This is a genomic window from Delftia sp. WSY_22 (assembly GCF_043104185.1).
GTDB lineage: Bacteria > Pseudomonadota > Gammaproteobacteria > Burkholderiales > Burkholderiaceae_C > Comamonas > Comamonas tsuruhatensis.
Window position 1 is genome coordinate 115,244 of record NZ_JBICKN010000027.1, and the last position, 22,435, is coordinate 137,678.

The window sequence follows — 22,435 nt, forward strand, 5'->3', positions numbered from 1 at the left end:
GCAGCTCCGGTGGGGCCTCAGCCGGCCTGCTGCAGACGCTCCACCAGGCGCTCGTTGAACGCATGCTGGCCCAGTTGCCAGGTGGCCAGCGTCTGCGCGCCGATCTGCGTGTCCTGGCCGTCACCCGCGCTCATCCAGCGCTTCCACCAGGTCGCGTAGCGCCAGGAAGACACATCGCCCGTGATGTCGCTGCCCACGATCTGGCCGGACAGCGCGCCAATGATGTCCATGGCTTCGCTCTCCAGCATGCGGCCCTGGTCCCAGTTGGTGCGCACCACCTCGGGCGCGAACACGTCCTTGTCGATGCTCAGGTAGGTGGGCTGGGCCTGCTCGCGCAGCATGCGCGCCAGCGTGCGCGACAGCTCGGCCACGCTGGCAAAGCTGCGAAAGGCCGAGTCCACGCCCAGGCGGCGCGCCCAGCCCGTGTCCACGCCCGCGCTCCAGTAGCTCAGGCGGCCCGCGCGCAGCGGCGTGAGGTAGTTCTCCCAGGCGTGTGCGCGGCCGATGTCGCCGGAGGTGATGCCGGCCACGTGCACATGCGAGACGGCCGGATGCAGGGCCACGCGGCGCACCCAGGAGCCGCAGTGCACGCCCCAGGGAAAGCGCATGTTGTCGGGGTGGTTGTCCAGCACGACCACGCGCAGCGGCCGGCCTGAGGACAGGGCCCGCGCCGCGATGCAGCGCTCGATCAGCGGCCAGCTCAGATGGTGGAAGTCGCCGCTGCCCATGAGGGCCGTGCCATGCGCGGCGGGCAACTGTGCATCGAGCGCCGCGCGGAACCGCGCGAAGCGCCGCAGGCCGCAGCCGAAGCGCACCTGCTCCTGCCAGTGCTGCAGCGGCAGGCGCAGCTCGCCGGGCAAGGACCCCACCGAGCCATCCACATCCAGCACGACCGGCTGGGCATTCAGTTCTGTTCGCTCCATTGGCGATCGCTTTCGAAGTGGCCGGCAAAGCGCCGGCCCAGTGCGCGCAGCAGCGGGTTGCGTATGAAGACCGCATGCTGCGTGAAGGTGAAGCTGGCGCCCAGCTGGGCCTTGACCTCGGGATCGGTCCAGCCGGCCACGTAGTGGCTCAGGCCGCGTTCGATGGCGTATTCGAGGTTGACCATCCAGCTCACGAAGTAGAGGTTGGCCTCGCGTGCGGCCGGGTAGGACAGGCCGATGTACTTGTCGACCAGCTTGCCGCCGTGCTCGAAGCACAGGTTCCAGCCCAGCAGCGCGCCGGGCGCGCCGTCGTCTTGCAGCGAGCGGTACTCGAAGACGAGGCCGCCGTTGTCCGCGTCGCGCAGCACGGCCGCGAAGAAATCGCGCGTGAGTTTGTCGAAGTGGATCTCGCTTTGCGCATACACCGCATCGAACAGCGCGTAGTAGGCATCGACCCGGGCGTCATCGGCAAAGGCCGCGCCCGTGGGAATGCGCTGCACCTGCAGCTGCGCGCGGCTTTTGAGCTTGCGCCGCAGGTTCTGGCGGCGGCTCCTGGACAGGCGCGCAAGGTACTCGTCCAGGCTGGAGAAGTCGATGGGCACATGGGCCAGGGCCTGGCCTTCGACCAGGATGAAGCCCGCATCGGCCAGGGCCTGCGCCAGCGCCCGTGCGTGGGCGTTGTCGGCGTCCGGCAGCAGCGGTGAATCCTGGGGCAGGTCCTTGACGATGGTCAGCAAGCGCCGGCCTGCGCGCGCGCGCAGCGCGGCAGCCTGCTGGGCGGCAGGGGTGCCCATGGGCAGCACGGCGTACTCGCTGACCGTGGTGCCCACGAAGTCGGTGGACAGGCGCAGCCGGCGCGACAGCCAGCCGCCACCGGGCAACGACAAAAGACGCGCCTTGAGCGCGTCGTCCGCCGTGGTCAGAAGATCGAAGGGCGCCGTGAAGGCCGGCGCCGGCCAGTCCTGCAGCAGTGCGAAGCCCTCGGGAGGATGGGCCGCGAACTGCGCGAGCAGGCCTGGGGGTTCGAGCTGGTTGTGCAGGCGCTCTGCGGGCATCGCGCCTTCAGGCCGCCTTGGCTTTCGTGAGCAACTGGTCCAGCAGGACCATGGCCTCGTCGATCTCGGGGCGCGAGATCATCAGCGAGGGCGCGAAGGTGATCACGTTCTTGTAGTAGCCGCCCACGTCCAGCACCAGGCCGCGCTTGCTGCCCTTGTATTCCAGGCCGCCTTCGAGGCCGATGTCCACCATCTTGTCCAGCAGCGCCTTGTTGGGCGTGAAGCCGTCCTCGGTACAGATCTCGGCGCGCAGCGCCAGGCCCAGGCCGTCCACATCGCCGATTTCCTTGTGGCGCTTTTGCAGCTCCTTGAGGCCTTCGAGGAAGTAGGCGCCCGATTCGCGCACCTGGCGGCCGAAGTCCATCTCGTGGGTCATCTTCATGACTTCCAGGCCCAGGGCCGTGCCCAGCGGGTTGGAAGCGAAGGTGGAGTGCGTCGATCCCGGCGGGAAGATGGTGGGGTTGATCAGTTCCTCGCGCGCCCACAGGCCCGACAGGGCGTTGAGGCCGTTGGTCAGCGCCTTGGCGAAGACCAGCACATCGGGCTTGACGCCGAAGTTCTCCACCGACCACAGCGTGCCGGTGCGCCAGAAACCCATCTGGATTTCATCGACCACCATCAGCACGCCGTGGTCGTCCAGCACCTTCTTGAGGCCCTTGAAGAAATTGGGCGGCGGCACGACGTAGCCGCCCGTGCCCTGGATGGGCTCCACGTAGAAGGCTGCGTACTCGCACTGGTTGGTCTTGGGGTCCCAGATGGCGTGGTATTCGTTCTCGAACTTGCGCGCGAATTCCCGGACGATGGAGTCCGCGTATTCCTCCGACGTCATGCCCTTGGGGCGGCGGAACGGGTAGGGGAAGGGGATGAACTGCGCGCGGTCGCCGAAGTGGCCGTAGCGGCGGCGGTAGCGGTAGCTGGAGGTGATGCTGGAGGCGCCCAGCGTGCGGCCGTGGTAGCCGCCCTCGAAGGCGAACATCAGGCTCTTGCCACCGCTGGCATTGCGCACGACCTTGAGCGAGTCCTCGATGGCCTGGGCGCCGCCCACGTTGAAGTGCACGCGGCCGGCATGGCCCCACTTGCGCTCCGCATCCTGGGCGATGAACTTGGCCAGCTCGATCTTGGTGGGGTGCAGGTACTGGCTGGCGACCTGGGGCAGGGTCTGCAGCTGCTCGATCATCTTCTGCTCGAGGCGCTTGTTCTTGTAGCCGAAGTTCACGGCCGAATACCACATCTGCAGATCGAGGTAGGGCGTGCCGGCCTCGTCGTACATGTAGCTGCCTTCGCAGCCCGAAAAGATCTTGGGGGGATTGACGTAGTGGACGGTATCCCCGAACGAGCAGTACTTGGCTTCGTCGGCCAGGAGTTGGGCGTTATTGGTCACAGCAAAGGGCTCCAGATATTCAGCCGCCGCAGTGTGAGCGGGCAATCTTGCTGCGCTGTCGAGTCTTTGTGTGGGGTTTGTGGAGGAGGTCCGCGCGGGACCGTGATCTGTCCCTGTGACGTAAATGATACAAAACAAATGATAATCATTATCAATTGGTGGGAGAATCGCGGAAAGCCAGCAGGAAGAAATCACACCCGGGGGGAATCAATGGTCTCGCAAGAGCACTCCGCGAAGAGGTCGGCAGCTAGCCAGCAACCCTCGTTCCCCGATTCCTGCCATGGCTCCATCTTCACGCTCCTGCGCCCCTGTCTCCCTTTTCTGGAATCCCTGCGCTGCGCCGGCCTTGCGGCCCAGCCTGCTGGCCGTGGCCGTGCAGGCCGCCGTGATCGGCCTGGCCACGTCCGGCGCCTGGGCCCAGCCCCGGCCTCAGGCCCTGGACGATGAGGCCCGGCTGATGGCGCAGGCACCCACCAAGGCACTGGCCCAGGTCGACGTGGTCGACACGGCCGAGCCCGCGCAGCGAACCCCGGGCGCCTCCACCACCGTCAGCGGCCCGGCGCTGGAGCAGGCCGGCAGCATGGCCGACGTGGTGCGCTACCAGCCCCTGGTCTCCGCGCCGGGCACGGCCTCGGGCACCAGCCGCAACCGCAGCAGCTTCGACCGCTCGGGCACCACGGGCTACAACATCCGCGGCATCGAGGGCAACCGCATCGGCATGGATGTGGACGGCGTCGAGATGCCCGACGCCACCACGCGCCCCTATGTGAGCCGTGTCGGCGCCAACACCTTCGGCGTGGGCCGTGACTTCATCGATCCGGAAATGTTCTCGGGCGTGGACATCCACTCCGGCACCACCACGGCGCGGCGCGCGGCCGGTGGCATCGGCGGCTCGGTGGGCTTTCGCACCAAGTCCGCCGAGGACTACCTGGTGGGCGGCAAGACCTCCTACCTGGGCGGCAAGATCGGCCACGACACGGCCGACCGCTCCTGGAACGAGAGCTTCACGGCCGCTGGCCGCTCGGGCGACCTCGACGGCCTGATCGCCTACTCGCGCCGCGACGGCCACGAGACGCGCAACCACAGCGCCATCGTCAACAGCTATCCCGACGACTGGAACTCCAACGCCCTGCTGCTCAAGGGCGGCCTGCGCATCAACCCGGCCCACCGCCTGGTGCTGTCGGCCGACCTGTATCGCCGCAAGAACGACACCTCCTTCCACGGCTGGGACACCACCAACACCAGCATCACCGAAAGCTCGCGCCAGAACAGCGACACCAGCCGCAACACGCTGCAGCTGCAGCACCTGTGGACACCGGCCGGCGCCTGGGTGGACCAGCTGGACACGCGGCTGTACTTCCAGAACACGGACACCAACGACGTCACCGACACCACCACGCTGGCCACGGGCGCCAAGGTGCACAACGTCTCGGGCAACGAGACGCGCACCTGGGGTTTCTCGAGCACGGGCGACAAGCGCATCGACCGCCACCGCCTGAGCTTTGGCGTCAATGCCTCGACCCAGGACACGGAGCGCCCCTGGGCCGTGTCCGGCAGCATGAAGCCCCAGCCCGACACCACCACCCGCCGCTACGGCACCTTCCTGCAGGACGAGATCAGCTTCCAGGCCGGCGGCCGCCGCCTGGCGCTGATTCCCGCGCTGCGCGTGGACCGCGTGGAGATCAAGACACGCGACCTGGACAACTTCGTCTCGGGCGTGCTCACGGCCGCCGATGTGGAAAAGATTTACGGCGGCACGCGCGGCAACACCATCCTCAGCCCCAGCCTCGCCCTGGTCTATGACCTCACGCCCACGTTCAGCGCCTATGCCCAGTTCAAGCGCAGCGGGCGAGAGCCCTCGGCCGGCGAGATCTTCGGCTCGTGGAACATGGCCAGCAACTACAACGCGGCAGGCCAGTACGCCCTGGTGGGCAACCCCAACCTGAAGGAGGAAAGCAGCAATGCCTTCGACTTCGGCCTCAAGGGTTCGCCTACGCCGGGCGTGACCTTCAACAGCTCGGTCTTCTATACCAGGTACTCCGACTTCATCGCCTACACGCGCTACCTGCGCGCGGGCCGTCCCGACCTGTTCGTCAACGTGCCCGCCCACATCGGCACCATCTACCAGGCCGAGAACCGCGACAGCGCAAAGATCTACGGCTTCGAGGCCAGCGCGCGCCTGGACCACGGCCAGTGGATGCCCGCCGCCAGGGGCCTGTACTCCACCTGGGCGCTGGGCCTCAGCCGCGGCACCTCCAAGTCCTACTACGCAGGCGACAAGGATGTGCCGCTGGACAGCGTGCTGCCGCGCAAGGCCATCGTCGGCGTGGGCTATGACGCACCGGCCCGGCAATGGGGCCTGAACCTGACCGGCACCTTCGTCGCGGGCAAGCAGGCCGTGGCCACCAACCGCGACAGCTACCAGAACGCGGGCACCGGCCTGACCGACTCGACCACCGAGCTGTTCCGCGTGCCCGGCTATGCCATCTTCGACCTGGCCGGCTACTGGCAGGTCGCAAAGAACGTGCGCCTGAACGCCGGCATCTACAACCTGGGCGACAAGCGCTACTGGGACTATTCCAGCACCCGCAGCCTGCAGCCCGGCGTGGCGCGCGACCGCCGCGACATCGAGCTGCTGAGCAACCCGGGCCGCACCTTCGCCGTGTCCATGAACGTTGCGTTCTGAGCACCCTGCGCACCATGCCATTGCACCCACGCCACCTTCACTTGCCGCGTGGCGCGGATCCGAGGAGTTTCTCCAGGGGCCGGCCGGCCTTCCCTACAGCGGCGGTGTCGGCCGGAAAGCCTCCACCACCATCGCAGCCGCCGCTGTATCTGCCTACTTCAGGAGTCGTTTCATGATCGAGTTCTCTCTGTCCCACCGCATGCTGGCCGCTGCCGGCCTGGCGGCCCTGCTCACCGCCTGCGCATCGCCCACGGCACCGTCCGCCAGCGGCCCGGCCCAGCCTGCGGGCGGGCATGGCCAGTCTGCCTTCATGGGCAGCTACGACGCCAACCGTGATGGCGTGGTCACGCGCCAGGAGTACGACACCGTGCGCAAGCAGCGCTTCCTGGCCGGCGACACCAATGGCGACGGCTGGCTCAGCGAGAAGGAGTACGTGGACGAGTTCGAGGCCCGCCTCAAGCAGCAGTACGCGGGCCGCCAGCCCGACGAGCGCTATGCCCAGTCCATGAAGCAGGCCCATGTGCGCTTCGGCATCGTGGACAGGAACCGCGACGGCAAATACACCGTGGAAGAAGACATGGCCATCGCCGATCGCAGCTTCAAGGAAGCCGACGTCAATGCCGACGGCGTCGTGGACAAGAACGACGTCAAGAAGCCCTGAGCGGACATGGCTGGAACCCTATCCAAGCGATTGGCCTGGTGGCTGCCGCTGCTGTCGGCCGTGTGCATCTCCGCCCAGGCCCACACGCCCTACCTGCTGCCCACCAGCTTCGAGGCCCAGCCCCGGGCCGTCATCAGCGTGGACGCCAGCTTTGCCGACAAGTTCTTCATCCCCGAAGTGGCTTTTGGCGAAACGCGCTTCACCGTGACGGCGCCCGATGGCTCGGTCACGCCCATGGCCGATGTGCGCCAGTTCAAGACCCGCACCGTGGCCGAGCACCAATTGCCCGACGAGAAAGGCACCTACCGCGTGAGCACCGGCCCGCGCCTGGGCGCTGTCTTCCGTTCGTGGGAGCGCAACGGCAAGGTCGAGACCGCGCGTGATCCCGCCACGCCCACGCCGGCCGATGCCAGGCTGCTGAGCCACTACCAGTCGCTGTCGGTCTCCGAGACCTACATCACGGTGGGCAAGCCCAGCCGGGCTGCGCTCGCGCCCTCAGGCAAGGGCCTGGAGATCGTGCCCGTAACGCATCCGGCCGACCTGTTCGCGGGCGAGAAGTTCGACTTCACCGTGCAATACGACGGCAGGCCGCTGGCCGCGCAGAAGGTGGAAATCTTCCGCTCGGCCATGGACCTGGCCAGCCAGCACAGCGTGGATGCACTGACCACCGATGGCCAGGGCCGCATCTCCTACGCCCTGCCCAAGTCCGGCATCTACCTGGCCCTGGTGCGCTACCGCGCCGACGCCCCCGCCGGCGCCGCCGCGCCGCAGTACGGCAACAACTACACGCTGACGTTCAGGGTGCTGGCGCAGTAAGGGGTTCCGGCTTCACGAAAAAGGCCTGCCGCCATGGAGGTGCAGGCCTTTTCTCATGGTGAAGCCCAGCCCCAGGCGATGTGCATGAGGGCTATGCGCCTCAACCCGTGGCCACCACCCGCAGCACCTCGGCGCCATAGGCGTCCAGCTTCTTGGCGCCCATGCCGCTGATGCCCTGCAGGTCGTCCAGCGAGGCCGGGTTGCGCTCGGCAATGGCGGCCAGCGTGGCGTCGTGGAAGATCACGTAGGCGGGCAGGTTGTGCTCGCGCGCGACCTCGGCGCGCCAGGCCTTGAGGTTGATGAAGCGCACCTGGGCATCAGGCCCCAGGCTGGCGGCGGCCGCGTTGGGCTGGGTGGCGCGCTTGGAGGTGCGCGTGCGCGGCGCTGCGACGGCCTCGCGCAGCTGTACCTGGACATTGCCGCGCAGCACTTCGCGCGAGCCTTCGGCCAGGCACAGGGTGTCGAAGCTGTGGCCGCTGTTCTCGCTGGTGATCTTGTGCAGGCCCAGGGCGCCAGTGGCCAGCAGCTGGCGCATCACGCCGCGCAGCTGGGGCTCGCTGTAGTCCTTGCCCAGGCCGAAGGTGGAGATCTTCTCGTGCCCGTACTGGCGCACCTTCTCGGTGTCCTTGCCGCGCAGCACGTCCATGATGTGGCCCGCGCCAAAGGTCAGCTGGCTGGCCTCGTGCACGCGGTAGATGGTGGACAGCAGCTTGCGCGCGGCGTCCGTTCCATCCCACAGGGCCGGGGGCTCCAGGCAGTTGTCGCAGTTGCCGCAGGCGGTCTTTGCCACGCGCTGCAGCGGCCGGCCTTCAATGTCCGTCTCTGCGTCTTCTCCCGGTGCGCCCAGGCCGTACTGCTCGCCGAAGTAGGCCAGCAGCCGCACGCGGCGGCAGTCCGTGGCCTCGGCCAGGCCCAGCAGGGCATCGAGCTTGCCGCGCATGACCTGCTTGAAGGTGTCCTCGGCCGGGCTTTCGTCGATCATGCGGCGCTGGTTGACCACGTCGGACAGGCCGTAGGCCATCCAGGCGTCGGCGGGCAGTCCGTCGCGGCCTGCGCGGCCGGTTTCCTGGTAGTAGCCCTCGATGTTCTTGGGCATGTCCACGTGCGCCACGAAGCGCACATCGGGCTTGTTGATGCCCATGCCGAAGGCGATGGTGGCCACGATGACGATGCCGTCCTCGCGCAGAAAGCGGTCCTGGTGCAGCTGGCGCGTCTCGAAGGGCAGGCCCGCGTGGTAGGGCAGGGCGGGCACGCCGGCCTGGCTCAGCGTCTGGGCCAGCTCCTCCACGCGCTTGCGCGACTGGCAATAGACCACGCCGGCCTCGCCCTCGTGCTCGCGCTCGATGAAGCGCAGCAGCTGGTTGCTGACGTCCTTCTTCTCGGCGATGCGGTAGCGGATGTTGGGGCGGTCGAAGCTGCTGACGAAATGCCGTGCGCTCTCCAGCTGCAGCCGCTCGACGATGTCGGCGCGCGTCAGCGCATCGGCCGTGGCCGTGAGCGCGATGCGCGGCACGCCCGCATAGCGTTCGTGCAGCACGCTCAGCGCGCGGTACTCGGGCCGGAAGTCATGGCCCCACTGGCTCACGCAGTGGGCCTCGTCGATGGCGAACAGCGACAGCTTGCCCTGGGCATGCAGGTCGTCGAGCAGGCCCAGGAAGCGCGGCGTGTTCAGGCGCTCGGGCGCGGCATACAGCAAGGTGATGTCGCCGCTTTGCAGGCGCCATTCGACTTCCTGCGTCTCGTCATAGGACAGCGTGGAGTTCAGGTAGGCCGCGCTCACGCCGGCCTCGTGCAGCGCGCCCACCTGGTCGTGCATGAGCGCGATCAGCGGCGACACCACCACCGCCACGCCGTGGCCCTGCTGCTGGCGCACGATGGCCGGCACCTGGTAGCACAGGCTCTTGCCGCCGCCCGTGGGCATGAGTACCAGCGCATCGCCGCCGGCGACCACGTGCGAGACGATGGCTTCCTGCGGACCGCGGAATTGTTCGTAGCCGAACACGGCTTGCAGGACGGAATGCGCGGCGGACAACGGGGACTTCTTTCGGCAGAGGCGGCTGGCGCGGGAGGGAGCGGGATGCGGGCGCTTCCCGCAAAAAATGCGCTGCGGCCCGAAGGCCGCAACAGCCGCCATTTTGCGCCCCCTCGCAAGGTCCAGGGAAGACCTGGGGTTTGAGCCGCTCTGCATCAATGGCCTTTTCCGGGCGCGAGGGTGCCATTTTCAGATTTCTCCTAGCCACCCGCTGCTGCATTCAGCTGCCGCCCAGCACCCCGCGCGCAATGATGCTGCGCTGCACTTCGGACGAGCCTTCGTAGATGCGCAGGATGCGCGCATCGCGCACCAGGCGCTCCAGCGGCATTTCGCGCGTGTAGCCGTAGCCGCCGTGGATCTGCAGGGCCTCGTCGGTGACGAAGCCCACCATTTCCGAGGCATGCAGCTTGGCCATGGCCGAGTGCTGGGTGAAGGGCTGGCCTGCCTGGCGCAAGGCCAGGGCCTGCATGGTCAGCGCCCATGAGGACTCCAGCCGCAGCTTCATGTCTGCCAGCTTCCACTGGATGCCCTGTTTCGTGGCCAGTGGCTCGCCGCCGACCAGGCGCTGATTGGCCCATTGCGCGGCGGCGGCCAGGGCGGCCTCGGCCACGCCCAGGGCGGTGGCCGCCACGTCCAGGCGGCTGTTGTCCAGCACCTTCATGGCCGTCTTGAAGCCCGTGCCCTCGGCGCCCAGCCGGTGGCTGGCAGGCACGCGCACGCCGTCCAGCGATACCTCGAAGGCATGGCCGCCGCGGATGCCCATGAGTTTTTCGGGCGCCGAGACCTGGATGCCGGGCAGGTCACGCGGCACGATGAAGGCGCTGACGCCGCGCGCGCCGGCCTCCATGTCGGTCTTGGCGAAGACGACCATGAAGCGCGCCTCGGCGGCGTTGGAGATGAAGTGCTTGACGCCCGTGATCAGATAGTCGTCCCCATCGCGCACGGCGCGCGTGCGCATGTCGGCCGGGTGCGAGCCGCCGCGCGGTTCGGTCAGCGCAAAGGCCGCCAGCCATTGGCCGCTGGCGCAGCGCGGCAGCCACTGCTGGCGCTGGGCGTCGTCGCCGCCGATGAGCACGGCGTCCGTGCCCAGGTAGTGGGCGCCGATCATGGACGAGGTGGCCGCGCAGGCGCGCGAGATGGCCACCAGGGACAGCAGCATGGCCGTGGGCGTGACGCCGGGGCCGCCCAGGGCCTCGGGCAGGTTCATGCCCATCACGCCCAGGGCCGACAGGCCCGGCACATGGCAGGTGGCGGACAGCGCCTCTTCGTCCATGCGCTGCGCCAGCGGGGCGAGTACGTCGTCGGCAAAGCGGGCCACGGCATCGGCAATGGCGTGGTCGTCGGCGGTGGTGCCCAGTCGTTGGAAGTTCATGTCGGTTGCTCAATGTGATGGGGAAGAGGGGGCTGCGCCTGCGGTGCCCAGGGCACCGGATGCGCGCAGCGCGGCAATGGCTTCGGCGCCCCGGCCCAGCCACTGCGAGAGCAGGGCCTCGGTGTGCTCGCCCAGGGCCGGTGCGCGCTCGGCGCGGTTGGGTGCGGCGCCGCTGAAATGCACGGGCTGGGTGGGCAGGCGCAGGCCGGGCAGGCGCTCGTCGTGCACCGCGCCGAGCAGGCCGCGCGCCTGGCTTTGGGGCGACTCCAGCGCCTGGGCAATGTTCCAGATGGGGGCGGCGGGCACGCCGGCCGCATCCAGCGCGGCCACCACCTGCGCCACTTCATGGCGGCCGGCCCAGGCCTCGATGGCCTCGCGCAGCGCGGGTTCGTGGGCCGAGCGTGATTCGTCGCTGGCAAAGCGCGGGTCGCCGGCCAGGCTGCCCAGCTCCATGGCCTGCAGGGCGGCGGCGAACAGCTTGTTGTTGAGCACGGCCAGCGCGAAGTGGCCGTCGCCTGCGCGGTACACGCCGAAGGGGGCCGACAGCGGATGGCGGTTGCCCACGCGGCGCGCGGGCCGGCCCGTGAACAGGTAGCGCGCCACCGAGGTGGCCAGAAAGCTCAGCGTGGTGTCGAACATGGCCACGTCCACCTGCTGGCCCTGCCCGGTGGCGCGGGCCTGCAGCAGCGCGGCCAGCGTGGCCCAGGAGGCGAACAGGCCGGCCACCACGTCGCTGACGGCCTCGCCCACGACGGTGGGCGCGCCATCGGGCTCGCCCGTGGCCTCCATGAGGCCGCTCATGGCCTGCACGATGATGTCGTAGGCCGGCCGGTGGGCCAGCGGCCCGGTCTGGCCGAAGCCCGAGACGCTGACATAGACCAGGCGCGGATTGAGCGCCCGCAACTGGCTTGCGCCGATGCCCAGGCGCTCGGCCACGCCGGGCCGGAAGTTCTCCACCACCACGTCGGCCTGGGCCGCCATCTCGTGGACCAGGGCCACGGCCTCGGGGTGCTTGAGGTCCAGCACCAGGCTTTGCTTGTTGCGGTTCATCACCGTGAACAGCGCGCTTTCGCCGTTGTTCATGGGGCCGATGGCGCGGTAGTCGTCGCCCTGCGGCGGCTCGATCTTGACGACCTCGGCGCCCAGGTCGGCCAGCAGGGCCGTGGACAGCGGCCCGGCCAGCACGCGCGTGAAGTCGAGAATGCGCACGCCGTCCAGCGGGCGGGCGGTACTGGCAGGGGCGGGGGGCGAGGCGGATTCGGTCATTGATGCAGCCATGGACAGGTGGTGGATGGCTGCATGCTGGCCCGCAATTGAATCAATGGAAAATATTCAATCCTGATGCAATGCATTCAAAAAGATGATCCATATCAGCCTCCGGCAGCTTGAGTACTTCGTGGCCGCTGCACGCCATGGCAGTGCGGCGCGCGCGGCAGAAGCCATCGGCGTGTCCCAGCCGTCCATCTCCAAGGCGATTGCCGACCTGGAGGCGCTGTGGGGCGAGGCGCTGTTCGTGCGCCGCCATGCCAGGGGACTGGATCTCACGGCGGCCGGCGCGGTGCGCAGCCGCGAGGCCCAGGCGCTGCTGGACGGCGCACGCAGCCTGCAGGGGCCGCGCACGGCGGCGATGGCGGGCGTGCTGCGCCTGGGTTTTCTGAGCACGCTGGGCGCGCGCTGGGTGCCGGCCCTGCTGGCGCAGATGCAGCGCCTGCACCCCGGCATTGCGCTGGAGCTGGTGGAGGGCGATATCGCCTCGCTCACGCAGCAGGTGGAGCGCGGCGAGCTCGATGCGGCCCTGCAGTACGACACGGGCCTGGCGCGTCCCCGCATGGAGCTGCTGCCCGTGGCGGCGCTGCCGCCCTATGTGCTGCTGCCGCAGCGCCATGCGCTGGCGGCCAGGACCAGCGTGGGCCTGGCCGAGGTGGCCCGCTACCCGCTGGTGCTGATCAACCTGCCGCACAGCCGCGAGTATTTCCTGTCGCTGTTCCGCGAGGCCGGCGTGACGCCGCTGGTGGCCCATGAGTTCGCCTCCATCGAGATGCTGCGCTCCATGGTGGCCAACGGCCACGGCCTGAGCGTGCTGACCACGCGGCCGGTGGTGGACCGTGCCCACGATGGCCAGCGCCTGGCCTGCCGCCGCATCCGGGGCCGCGTGGCCCCCCAGGGCGTGGTGCTGGCCGTGCCGGCGGGCAATGCCTCGCCGCTGATTGCACCTTTTTTGAAGGTGGCGCGGGCTGTGATTGCACCGTAGCGGCGCGCCGTGCGGTGGCCTGCACCACGGTGGTGAATCGCGACCAGGGACTTTCCCCAGCTTGTATGGACAAGATGGGTTGGCACGGTGCTTGCTCTCGCTCTCTGTGTTGACCGCAGATGGATGCAGGTTTCCGCCCTTGCCAGGTTTGCCGGGTAATCCTGTATATACATGTTTGGTCGGCAAAAACACACTTCGGGCTTCCGCACCGGTCTGCCCGCGGACCCCGAAACTGCCATTGCCAACTTGCTTTCCCGACCGAGGAGTGCCACATGAGTTCGATCCCCACGTTCCGCCGCCTGCCCCTGGGGCCGCTGGCCGCCGCCCTCTGCCTTGCCGCCGCACTGCAGCCCGCTGCCGCGCAGGAGACCAAGATCACCCTGGGCATGTCGGGCTGGACCGGCTTCGCGCCGCTGACCCTGGCCGACAAGGCCGGCATCTTCAAGAAGAACGGCCTGGCGGTGGACCTGAAGATGATTCCGCAGAAGGACCGCCACCTGGCCCTGGCCTCTGGCGCCATCCAGTGCGCGGCCACCACCATCGAGACGCATGTGGCCTGGAACACCAACGGCGTGCCCATCGTGCAGATCTTCCAGATGGACAAGTCCTACGGTGCCGACGGCATTGCCGTGCGCAATGACGTCAAGGGCTTTGCCGACCTCAAGGGCAAGACCGTGGCCGTGAGCGCGCCGGGCACGGCGCCGTACTTCGGCCTGGCCTGGATGCTGCACAAGAACGGCATGACCATGAAGGATGTGAAGACCGTCTCGCTGGAGCCGCAGCCCGCGGCCCAGGCCTTCGTGGCCGGCCAGAACGATGCGGCCATGAGCTACGAGCCCTACCTGTCCACCATCCGCGCCAACCCGGCGGCGGGCAAGATCCTGGCCACCACCATCGACTACCCCATGGTCATGGACACCGTGGGCTGCGATCCCAAGTGGCTCAAGGCCAACGCCGCCGCCGCCAAGGCCCTGGCCCAGTCGTATTTCGATGCGGTGGCCATGATCGAGGCCGACAAGACCAAGTCCTTCGAGATCATGGGCACGGCCGTCAAGCAAAGCGGCGAGCAGTTCGGCAAGTCGGCCTCCTACCTCAAGTGGTCCGACAAGGAAGCCAACCAGAAATTCTTCGCCAACGAGCTGGTGCCGTTCATGAAGGAATCGGCCGTGATCCTCAAGGAGGCCGGCATCATCCGCTCCATCCCCGAGAACTATGGCGTGATGTACGACGCCAGCTTCATCCAGTAAGCCCGCCAGGGGATGACCATGCAAGCCGCATCCACTTCCGCAGTCCAGCCGGCTAACAAGCCCATGACCCACGCCACACCGCACGCTCCCGCGCCCGCCGCGGCGCCAGCCCCCGTCCGCCGCCGCCGCATGGCGCCGCTGGAGCCCGTCAGCCCCACGGCCAAGTGGGTGCTGGGTGTGGCCTTCTTCGTGCTGTTCTTTCTCGTCTGGGCGGCTGTGACGCTGGGCGGCTTCGTCTCCCCGACCTTCCTGGCCAGCCCCATGACCATGGCGCGCGAGGGCGTGCTGCTGTTCACCGAGTACGGCTTCCTGCACGACATCGGCATGACGGTCTGGCGCGTGATGGGCGGCTTCATCCTGGCCTCGGTCGTGGCCGTGCCGCTGGGCATCGCCATGGGCGCCTGGAAGCCGGTCGAGGCCTTCTTCGAGCCCTTCGTGTCGTTCTGCCGCTACCTGCCGGCCTCGGCCTTCATCCCGCTGCTGATCCTGTGGGCCGGCGTGGGCGAGACGCAGAAGCTGCTGGTCATCTTCATCGGCTCGGTGTTCCAGATCACGCTGATGGTGGCCGTCACCGTGGGCGGCGCGCGCAAGGACCTGGTGGAGGCCGCCTACACGCTGGGCGCCTCCAACACCGGCGTGGTGCGCCGCGTGCTGATTCCGGGCGCCGCGCCCGGCATTGCCGAGACGCTGCGCCTGGTGCTGGGCTGGGCCTGGACCTATGTGATCGTGGCCGAGCTGATCGGCTCGTCCTCGGGCATCGGCCACATGATCACCGACAGCCAGGCGCTGCTGAACACGGGCCAGATCATCTTCGGCATCATCGTGATCGGCCTCATCGGCCTGGTGTCCGATTTCATCTTCAAATCGCTGAACCGTCGCATGTTCGAGTGGAGCACCCTGTGAAAAGGATCTACCCCCTGAGCGGCTGCGCCGCTTCCCCCTTGAAGGGGGACGACACCCTCGGTGCGGGGCGGCCCTTCCTCGGTGTCTCTGAGGTGAGTCGCGCCGGTTGCAGCCGCCGTGAATATTGACAAGCGCCCTGGAGAATCGTGATGAATCTTTTGTCCATTCAAGGTGTTTCGCGCACCTTCACCAGCCACAAGGGCACGAGCACGCAGGCCTTGCTGCCTGTGGATTTCGAGGTCCGCGAGAACGACTTCGTCACCATCCTCGGCCCTTCGGGCTGCGGCAAGTCCACCATGCTGCGCATTGCGGCGGGGCTGGATTTCCCGACCACGGGCCAGGTGCTGCTGGACGGCCGCGCCGTGGACGGGCCGGGCGCCGACCGCGGCATGGTGTTCCAGAGCTACACGCTGTTCCCGTGGCTGACGGTGGCCCAGAACATCCGCTTCGGCCTGCGCGAGAAGGGCGTGAGCGAGGCGCTGCAAAAGGAGCGCAGCGACTACTTCATCGCCAAGGTGGGGCTGCGCGGCTTCGAGAACCACTTTCCCAAGCAGCTGTCGGGCGGCATGCAGCAGCGCACGGCCATTGCGCGCGCGCTGGCCAATGATCCCAAGATCCTGCTCATGGACGAGCCCTTCGGCGCACTCGACAACCAGACCCGCGTGCTCATGCAGGAGCTGCTGCTGGGCATCTGGGAGGCCGAGCGCAAGACCGTGATGTTCGTCACCCACGACATCGACGAGGCCATCTTCATGGCCAACCGCGTGGCCGTGTTCAGCGCGCGCCCGGGCCGCATCAAGGCCGACATCCCCGTGAACCTGCCGCATCCGCGCCACTACACGGTCAAGACATCGCCCGAGTTCATGGAGCTGAAAGCCCGGCTGACCGAAGAGATTCGCGCAGAGTCGCTGGCTGCTGCTGCACACTGACGCTTTTCCATGACCACTGCCCACACCATGTCTTCCCGCTCCACGGCTTCTCGTCTTTCCGCAACGACGGCGGAGGTGCCCATGGCCCTGTACCAGCAGGTCAAGGACCATGTGATGCGCAAGATCGCCGATGGCTCGCTGTCGGCCGGCGAGCGCGTGCCGTCCGAGCAGGAGCTGGTGCAGGAGTTCGGCGTGGCCCGCATGACGGCCAACCGCGCGCTGCGCGAGCTGGCCGAGCAGGGCGTGATCGTGCGGGTGGCGGGCGTGGGCTCCTTCGTGGCCGAGGAAAAGCCGCAGTCCACGCTGCTGCGCATCGCCAACATCGCCGAGGAAATCCGCCAGCGCGGCCATGACCACCGCTTCGAGCTGATCAGCGTGCGCCGCGAGTCGGCCTCGCCCGAGGCGGCGGCTTCGCTGCAGCTGTCCGCCGGCAGCTCGGTGTTCCACCTGCAGGGCGTGCATTTCGAGAACGACGTGCCCGTGCAGCTGGAAGACCGCCATGTGAACCCGCGCATGGCGCCGGACTTCATGGAGCAGGACTTCTCGCTGATCCAGCCTTCGGTGTACCTGGTGCGCAACGTGCCCTTCGACCAGATCGAGCATGTGGTGGACGCCATGCTGCCCACGCCCGAGCAGGCACGCTGGCTGCAGATGGAGACCGACCAGCCCTGCCTGACGCTGACGCGCCGCACCTGGTACCTGGGCACGCCCGTGACCTGGGTGCACTGCGTGCATCCGGGCATGCGCTACCGGCTGGGCAGCCGCTTTCGCACCGACGGCGGATCGCACGACGGCTGAGGCCGGAAAGGCGGGGTTCCCGCTCTTGCGCTGTTCCGCTTCGATTGATATTGTATAGACAGGCATAGACATCCATCCTGGCACATCCTTCCAGACACCGACAGGGCATCACCATGAACAACATCACGACTCCCGGCCTCACCTCCCGTCCCGGCACCGCGCTGACGCTGCAGCCCGGCCAGGTCACCCTGGCCCAGCTGCGGGCCATACAGCAGGGCGGCGTGCGCCTGTCCATGGCGGCGCCCGCCTACGAGCGCATGCGCGCCGCCCAGGCCCATGTGCAGCACATCGTGGATGAGGACCAGGTTGTCTATGGCATCAACACCGGCTTCGGCAAGCTGGCCTCCACCAAGATCGCCCATGACCGCCTGGCCGAACTGCAGCGCAACCTGGTGCTGTCGCACAGCGTGGGCACGGGCGAGCCGCTGCCCGACGCCGTGGTGCGCCTGGTGCTGGCCACCAAGGCCGTGAGCCTGGCGCGCGGCCACTCGGGCGTGCGCCCCGAGCTGGTGGACGCGCTGCTGGCCCTGGCCAACGCCGACGTGCTGCCCGTGATCCCCGCCAAGGGCTCGGTGGGCGCCTCGGGCGACCTGGCGCCGCTGTCGCACCTGGCCTGCGTGCTGATCGGCGAAGGCCAGGCCAAGATCGACGGACAGGTGGTGTCCGGCGCCGAGGCCATGCGCCACGTGGGCCTGGAGCCCTTCGTGCTCGGCCCCAAGGAAGGGCTGGCCCTGCTCAACGGCACCCAGGTGTCCACGGCCCTGGCCCTGGTGGGCCTGTTTCAGGGCGAGAGCGTGTTCGCGGCCGGCCTGGTAGCGGGCTGCCTGACGCTGGAGGCCATCAAGGGCTCGGTCAAGCCGTTTGACGCCCGCATCCACGAGGCGCGCGGCCAGCTTGGCCAGATCGCCGTGGCCGCCGCCGTGCGCGAGCTGCTGGACGGCAGCGCCATCGACACCTCCCACCCCCACTGCGGCCGCGTGCAGGACCCGTACTCCATCCGCTGCGTGCCCCAGGTCATGGGCGCCTGCCTGGACAACCTCAGCCATGCGGCCCGCGTGCTGGTGATCGAGGCCAACGCCGCCTCGGACAACCCGCTGGTCTTCGACAACGGCGACGTGATCTCGGGCGGCAACTTCCATGCCGAGCCCGTGGCCTTCGCGGCCGACATCATCGCCCTGGCCCTGGCCGAGATCGGCGCCATCTCCGAGCGCCGCATGGCCCTGCTGCTGGACACCGGCCTGTCGGGCCTGCCGGCCTTCCTGATTGCCGACAGCGGCGTGAACTCGGGCTTCATGATCGCCCAGGTCACGGCCGCCGCCCTGGCTGCCGAGAACCAGTGCCTGGCCCACCCCAGCAGCGTCACCAGCCTGCCCACCTCGGCCAACCAGGAAGACCATGTCTCCATGGCCACCTACGGCGCGCGGCGCCTGGGCGAGATGGCGCGCAACACCGCCGTCATCGTGGGCGTGGAGGCCATGGCCGCCGCCCAGGGCATGGACTTCGACCGCAGCCTGAACAGCTCCGAGCTGATCGAGGCGCAGTACGCGCTGATCCGCAGCCAGGTTCCGCACCTGGACCGTGACCGCTACCTGGCACCCGACATCGAAACCATGCGCCAGTGGGCGCTTGCCACGGACTGGCCCCAGGCCATCGCCCGCCACCTGCCCAGCCACCAGGCTGCCTGAACCCCGCAACCGCTCACCCTACGCACCCAGGAGATCGCCATGAACGCCAACGACGCCATCCTCAACGCCAACGCTGCCACGGCTGCCACCAATCCCCGCTATGACGCCAGCCGCGTCATCCGCGCCCCGCGCGGCAGCGAACTGCACTGCAAGAACTGGCTGGCCGAGGCCGCCTACCGCATGCTGCAGAACAACCTGGACCCCGACGTGGCCGAGAACCCCAAGGCCCTGGTGGTCTACGGCGGCATCGGCCGCGCGGCGCGCAACTGGGAGTGCTATGACCAGATCCTGGAGTCGCTGAAAAAGCTGGAGGCCGACGAGTCGCTGCTGATCCAGTCGGGTAAGCCCGTGGGCGTGTTCAAGACGCACGAGAACGCACCGCGCGTGCTGCTGGCCAACTCCAACCTCGTTCCCCAGTGGGCGAATTGGGAGCACTTCAACGAGCTCGACCAGAAGGGCCTGTTCATGTACGGCCAGATGACGGCCGGCAGCTGGATCTACATCGGTGCCCAGGGCATCGTGCAGGGCACGTTCGAGACCTTCGTCGAGGCCGGTCGCCAGCACTACAACAACGACCTCACGGGCAAGTGGATCCTCACGGCGGGCCTGGGCGGCATGGGCGGTGCCCAGCCGCTGGCCGGCGTGCTGGCCGGCGCCTGCGTGCTGGCCATCGAATGCCAGCAAAGCAGCATCGACTTCCGCCTGCGCACACGCTACCTGGACAAGCAGGCGCGCGACATCGACCACGCGCTGGAGCTCATCGCCCAGCACACGGCTGCGGGCGAGGCCATCTCCATCGGCCTGCTGGGCAATGCCGCCGAAATCCTGCCCGAGCTGGTGCGCCGCGCAAAGGCCGGCGGCGCCCGCCCCGACATCGTGACCGACCAGACCTCGGCCCATGACCTGATCAACGGCTACCTGCCCGTGGGCTGGACCGTGGACGAGTGGCGTGCCGCCGCGGCCGACCCGTCGCGCCATGCCCAGCTCAAGGCCGCCGCCGCCCAGGGCTGCGCCCAGCACGTGCAGGCCATGCTGGACTTCCAGGCCATGGGTATTCCCACGGTGGACTACGGCAACAACATCCGCCAGGTGGCCCTGGACCAGGGCGTGAAGAACGCCTTCGACTTCCCCGGCTTCGTGCCCGCCTACATCCGGCCGCTGTTTTGCGAGGGCAAGGGCCCGTTCCGCTGGGTGGCCCTGTCCGGCGACCCCGAGGACATCTACAAGACCGACGCCAAGATCAAGGAACTGTTCCCCGACAACAAGCACACCCACCGCTGGCTGGACATGGCGCGCGAGCGCATCAGCTTCCAGGGCCTGCCCGCGCGCATCTGCTGGCTGGGACTGGGCGAGCGCCACAAGGCGGCCCTGGCCTTCAACGAGATGGTGAAGAACGGCGAACTCAAGGCCCCCATCGTGATCGGCCGCGACCACCTGGACTGCGGCTCGGTGGCCAGCCCCAACCGCGAGACCGAATCCATGAAGGACGGCACGGACGCCGTCAGCGACTGGCCGCTGCTCAACGCCCTGCTCAACACCGCAGGCGGCGCCACCTGGGTCAGCCTGCACCACGGCGGCGGCGTGGGCATGGGCTACTCCCAGCATGCGGGCGTGGTCATCGTGGCCGACGGCACGGACGAGGCCGCCGCCCGCCTGGGCCGCGTGCTCTGGAACGATCCGGCCACCGGCGTGATGCGCCATGCGGATGCGGGCTACGACATTGCCGTGGCGGCCGCCAAGCGCCATCAGCTGAACCTGCCCATGGTCAAGTGAGCCGCTTGCAGGACACCACGGCCATGCAGCGTTTCGACCTGAACCAGATCGCCGCCAGCCCCTGGAAGAACGGGGGCGGCAGCACGCGCGAGATCGCCTGCTGGCCGCCCGGGGCGGGCATGGAGGCTTTCGGCTGGCGCATCAGCGTGGCCACCATTGACCAGCCCGGCCCGTTCTCGGCCTTTGCAGGCGTGGACCGGCAGATCATGCTGCTCGATGGCGACGGCGTGCACCTGCGCGGCGAAGGCATCGACCATGTGCTGGACGCGCGCTGGCAGCCGTTTGCCTTCTCCGGCGATGTGGCGCTGGGCTGCTCGCTGCTGGGCGGCACTTCCACCGACTTCAACGTGATGGCGCGGCGCGGCCGGTGGCGGGCGCAGGTCCAGGTGCTGGACAGCGCTGCCGACGCCGGCCGCGCCGACGCCGGCCTGTGCATGGTGCTGCAGGGCGACTGGCAGGCGGATGGCGCTGCGCTCATCCCCGGCCAGGGCCTGTGGTGGAGCGCGCAGCAGCCCGACCCGCAGCAGCTGGTGCCGCAGACCGACGACGCGCGGCTGGTGCAGGTGCTGCTGCAAGCCTGCTGACGAACCACGACATCCAAGGACTCACCCCATGACCGAGCCCCACGCACCCGCTTCTGCATCCGCTTCTGCACCTGCTTCCGCACTCGCTCCATCCTCCTCGGCCGACGGCTGCTGGCAGAACCTGCGCCTGGCGCCTGACATGTTCGAGGCCGGCCAGGCCGTGGGTGACGGGGAGGATGCCTGCATCGTGGTGCAGCAGGGCCGCGTGGCCTGGGTGGGGCCGCAGCAGGCCCTGCCGCCCGCATATGCGTCCCTGCCGCGCCATGACGGCCAGGGCATGCTGGCCACGCCGGGCCTGGTCGATTGCCACACCCACCTGGTCTATGGCGGCGAGCGCGCCAACGAATTCGCCATGCGCCTGGACGGCGCCAGCTACGAGGAAGTGGCACGCGCCGGCGGCGGCATCGTCTCCAGCGTGCGTGCCACGCGCGAGGCCAGCGAGGACGAGCTGTTCGCCCAGGCCCTGCCGCGCCTGCAGCAGCTGCTGGACGAGGGCGTCTGCGCCATCGAGATCAAGTCGGGCTACGGCCTGGCGCTGGAGCACGAGCGCAAGCAGCTGCGCGTGGCCCGGCGCCTGGGCCAGGCCCTGGGCGTGACCGTGCGCACCACCTTCCTGGGCGCGCATGCGCTGCCGCCCGAGTACGCAGGGCGCAGCCAGGACTACATCGACCTGGTCGCCGGCACCATGCTGCCCGCGCTGGCGGCCGAGGGCCTGGTCGATGCGGTCGATGTGTTCTGCGAGCGCATCGCCTTCTCGCTGGCCGAGACCGAGCAGGTCTTCCAGGCCGCACGCGGCCTGGGCCTGCCCGTCAAGCTGCATGCCGAGCAGCTGTCGAACATGGAGGGGGCGGCCCTCGCGGCCCGCTATGGCGCGCTGTCGTGCGACCACATCGAGCACCTGTCGGAAACAGGCATCGCCGCCATGCGCGGCGCGGGTTCCGTGGCCGTGCTGCTGCCCGGCGCCTACTACACGCTGCGTGACACCCACATGCCGCCCATCGCGGGCCTGCGTGCCGCGGGCGTTCCCATGGCCGTCTCTACCGATCACAATCCGGGCACCTCCCCCTGCCTGAGCCTTTTGCTCATGGCCAACATGGCCTGCACCCTGTTCCGGCTCACCGTGCCCGAGGCCCTGGCGGGCATCACCCGCCATGCCGCGCGCGCCCTGGGCCTGCAGGACGAGCATGGCCTGATCGCGGCCGGCCGTCCCGCCCACTTCGTGCTCTGGCCCGTGCGCCATGCGGCCGAGCTGGCCTACTGGTTCGGCAGCAAGCCTGACTGCACCATCGTGCGCCAGGGCCGCATCGTGCGGACCCGCGGGCAGGGGAGCCACTGAAAG

Annotated in this window: 18 protein-coding genes; 12 read left to right on the forward strand and 6 right to left on the reverse strand. The window is 68.6% G+C overall.

The features are described from left to right. Window positions 1-17: 17 nt before the first annotated feature. The 3 genes from ACF8NF_RS14745 to ACF8NF_RS14755 are packed head-to-tail and all read right to left on the reverse strand — an operon-like array spanning window position 18 to window position 3,359. On the reverse strand, window positions 18-923 hold the full coding sequence (locus ACF8NF_RS14745; RefSeq protein ID WP_016447368.1) for an arginase family protein: 906 nt from the start codon (window positions 921-923) through the stop codon (window positions 18-20). Continuing rightward, a complete protein-coding gene (locus tag ACF8NF_RS14750; RefSeq protein ID WP_392450778.1) occupies window positions 905-1,978 on the reverse strand; it encodes a peptidogalycan biosysnthesis protein in 1,074 nt (357 codons plus the stop codon). The genes ACF8NF_RS14745 and ACF8NF_RS14750 overlap by 19 nt, the downstream gene beginning before the upstream one ends. 7 nt (window positions 1,979-1,985) lie before the next feature. Next, window positions 1,986-3,359 (reverse strand): aspartate aminotransferase family protein, encoded by a 1,374-nt coding sequence (locus ACF8NF_RS14755; RefSeq protein WP_016452231.1) that lies wholly within the window; start codon window positions 3,357-3,359, stop codon window positions 1,986-1,988. 280 nt (window positions 3,360-3,639) lie between these two features. On the opposite strand from ACF8NF_RS14755, the gene ACF8NF_RS14760 reads away from it, so the two are divergent. From ACF8NF_RS14760 to ACF8NF_RS14770, 3 genes are all read left to right on the forward strand, one after another. Continuing rightward, on the forward strand, window positions 3,640-6,045 hold the full coding sequence (locus ACF8NF_RS14760) for a TonB-dependent hemoglobin/transferrin/lactoferrin family receptor (RefSeq protein ID WP_392450779.1): 2,406 nt from the start codon (window positions 3,640-3,642) through the stop codon (window positions 6,043-6,045). Between the two features lie 172 nt (window positions 6,046-6,217). Further along, window positions 6,218-6,706, forward strand: coding sequence for a hypothetical protein (locus tag ACF8NF_RS14765; RefSeq protein ID WP_016447372.1), 489 nt, complete (start codon window positions 6,218-6,220; stop codon window positions 6,704-6,706). A gap of 6 nt (window positions 6,707-6,712) precedes the next feature. Then, complete coding sequence (locus ACF8NF_RS14770; protein WP_392450780.1) at window positions 6,713-7,522, forward strand: DUF4198 domain-containing protein; 810 nt, start codon at window positions 6,713-6,715, stop codon at window positions 7,520-7,522. A 100-nt stretch (window positions 7,523-7,622) separates the two neighbouring features. On the opposite strand, the gene ACF8NF_RS14775 is transcribed toward ACF8NF_RS14770, so the two are convergent. The 3 genes from ACF8NF_RS14775 to ACF8NF_RS14785 form a co-directional block, all read right to left on the reverse strand. Further along, a complete protein-coding gene (locus ACF8NF_RS14775; protein ID WP_017405658.1) occupies window positions 7,623-9,554 on the reverse strand; it encodes a RecQ family ATP-dependent DNA helicase in 1,932 nt (643 codons plus the stop codon). 220 nt (window positions 9,555-9,774) lie between these two features. Continuing rightward, entirely contained in the window at window positions 9,775-10,926 is a 1,152-nt protein-coding gene (locus ACF8NF_RS14780) for an acyl-CoA dehydrogenase family protein (protein WP_392450781.1), read from the reverse strand. A gap of 9 nt (window positions 10,927-10,935) precedes the next feature. Continuing rightward, a complete protein-coding gene (locus ACF8NF_RS14785; RefSeq protein WP_392450782.1) occupies window positions 10,936-12,192 on the reverse strand; it encodes a CaiB/BaiF CoA transferase family protein in 1,257 nt (418 codons plus the stop codon). 94 nt (window positions 12,193-12,286) lie between these two features. On the opposite strand from ACF8NF_RS14785, the gene ACF8NF_RS14790 reads away from it, so the two are divergent. The 9 genes from ACF8NF_RS14790 to hutI all read left to right on the forward strand — a co-directional run bounded on the left by ACF8NF_RS14790 (window position 12,287) and on the right by hutI (window position 22,432). Next, entirely contained in the window at window positions 12,287-13,177 is an 891-nt protein-coding gene (locus ACF8NF_RS14790; protein ID WP_097204749.1) for a LysR substrate-binding domain-containing protein, read from the forward strand. Between the two features lie 272 nt (window positions 13,178-13,449). Beyond that, the gene (locus tag ACF8NF_RS14795) at window positions 13,450-14,424 is read left to right on the forward strand and encodes an ABC transporter substrate-binding protein (RefSeq protein ID WP_013800043.1); all 975 of its coding nucleotides are present in this window, start codon (window positions 13,450-13,452) and stop codon (window positions 14,422-14,424) included. Window positions 14,425-14,442: 18 nt separating this feature from the next. Continuing rightward, entirely contained in the window at window positions 14,443-15,327 is an 885-nt protein-coding gene (locus tag ACF8NF_RS14800; RefSeq protein WP_016447378.1) for an ABC transporter permease, read from the forward strand. Window positions 15,328-15,476: 149 nt separating this feature from the next. Next, window positions 15,477-16,256, forward strand: a complete 780-nt coding sequence (locus tag ACF8NF_RS14805; RefSeq protein WP_012202086.1) for an ABC transporter ATP-binding protein — start codon at window positions 15,477-15,479, stop codon at window positions 16,254-16,256. A 27-nt stretch (window positions 16,257-16,283) separates the two neighbouring features. Then, window positions 16,284-17,054 carry a histidine utilization repressor gene (gene hutC, locus ACF8NF_RS14810; RefSeq protein WP_026062963.1) on the forward strand — a complete coding sequence of 257 codons (771 nt, stop codon included), beginning with the start codon at window positions 16,284-16,286 and terminating at the stop codon, window positions 17,052-17,054. Window positions 17,055-17,167: 113 nt separating this feature from the next. Beyond that, window positions 17,168-18,739, forward strand: coding sequence for a histidine ammonia-lyase (hutH, locus tag ACF8NF_RS14815; RefSeq protein ID WP_392450783.1), 1,572 nt, complete (start codon window positions 17,168-17,170; stop codon window positions 18,737-18,739). Between the two features lie 39 nt (window positions 18,740-18,778). Beyond that, window positions 18,779-20,512 carry a urocanate hydratase gene (gene hutU / locus ACF8NF_RS14820; RefSeq protein WP_016447381.1) on the forward strand — a complete coding sequence of 578 codons (1,734 nt, stop codon included), beginning with the start codon at window positions 18,779-18,781 and terminating at the stop codon, window positions 20,510-20,512. Between the two features lie 23 nt (window positions 20,513-20,535). After that, window positions 20,536-21,096, forward strand: a complete 561-nt coding sequence (locus ACF8NF_RS14825) for a HutD family protein (RefSeq protein ID WP_016452222.1) — start codon at window positions 20,536-20,538, stop codon at window positions 21,094-21,096. 28 nt (window positions 21,097-21,124) lie between these two features. Then, complete coding sequence (gene hutI, locus ACF8NF_RS14830) at window positions 21,125-22,432, forward strand: imidazolonepropionase (RefSeq protein ID WP_126311577.1); 1,308 nt, start codon at window positions 21,125-21,127, stop codon at window positions 22,430-22,432. Window positions 22,433-22,435 lie beyond the last annotated feature (3 nt).

What these genes read in the sequence shown, in the direction of transcription:
- ACF8NF_RS14745 (WP_016447368.1), bottom strand. Translation starts at nt 923, where the DNA reads ATGGAGCGAACAGAACTGAATGCCCAGCCGGTCGTGCTGGATGTGGAT.
- ACF8NF_RS14750 (WP_392450778.1), bottom strand. Translation starts at nt 1,978, where the DNA reads ATGCCCGCAGAGCGCCTGCACAACCAGCTCGAACCCCCAGGCCTGCTC.
- ACF8NF_RS14760 (WP_392450779.1), top strand. Translation starts at nt 3,640, where the DNA reads ATGGCTCCATCTTCACGCTCCTGCGCCCCTGTCTCCCTTTTCTGGAAT.
- ACF8NF_RS14765 (WP_016447372.1), top strand. Translation starts at nt 6,218, where the DNA reads ATGATCGAGTTCTCTCTGTCCCACCGCATGCTGGCCGCTGCCGGCCTG.
- ACF8NF_RS14770 (WP_392450780.1), top strand. Translation starts at nt 6,713, where the DNA reads ATGGCTGGAACCCTATCCAAGCGATTGGCCTGGTGGCTGCCGCTGCTG.
- ACF8NF_RS14780 (WP_392450781.1), bottom strand. Translation starts at nt 10,926, where the DNA reads ATGAACTTCCAACGACTGGGCACCACCGCCGACGACCACGCCATTGCC.
- ACF8NF_RS14785 (WP_392450782.1), bottom strand. Translation starts at nt 12,192, where the DNA reads ATGACCGAATCCGCCTCGCCCCCCGCCCCTGCCAGTACCGCCCGCCCG.
- ACF8NF_RS14790 (WP_097204749.1), top strand. Translation starts at nt 12,287, where the DNA reads ATGATCCATATCAGCCTCCGGCAGCTTGAGTACTTCGTGGCCGCTGCA.
- ACF8NF_RS14795 (WP_013800043.1), top strand. Translation starts at nt 13,450, where the DNA reads ATGAGTTCGATCCCCACGTTCCGCCGCCTGCCCCTGGGGCCGCTGGCC.
- ACF8NF_RS14800 (WP_016447378.1), top strand. Translation starts at nt 14,443, where the DNA reads ATGCAAGCCGCATCCACTTCCGCAGTCCAGCCGGCTAACAAGCCCATG.
- ACF8NF_RS14805 (WP_012202086.1), top strand. Translation starts at nt 15,477, where the DNA reads ATGAATCTTTTGTCCATTCAAGGTGTTTCGCGCACCTTCACCAGCCAC.
- hutC (WP_026062963.1), top strand. Translation starts at nt 16,284, where the DNA reads ATGTCTTCCCGCTCCACGGCTTCTCGTCTTTCCGCAACGACGGCGGAG.
- hutH (WP_392450783.1), top strand. Translation starts at nt 17,168, where the DNA reads ATGAACAACATCACGACTCCCGGCCTCACCTCCCGTCCCGGCACCGCG.
- hutU (WP_016447381.1), top strand. Translation starts at nt 18,779, where the DNA reads ATGAACGCCAACGACGCCATCCTCAACGCCAACGCTGCCACGGCTGCC.
- ACF8NF_RS14825 (WP_016452222.1), top strand. Translation starts at nt 20,536, where the DNA reads ATGCAGCGTTTCGACCTGAACCAGATCGCCGCCAGCCCCTGGAAGAAC.
- hutI (WP_126311577.1), top strand. Translation starts at nt 21,125, where the DNA reads ATGACCGAGCCCCACGCACCCGCTTCTGCATCCGCTTCTGCACCTGCT.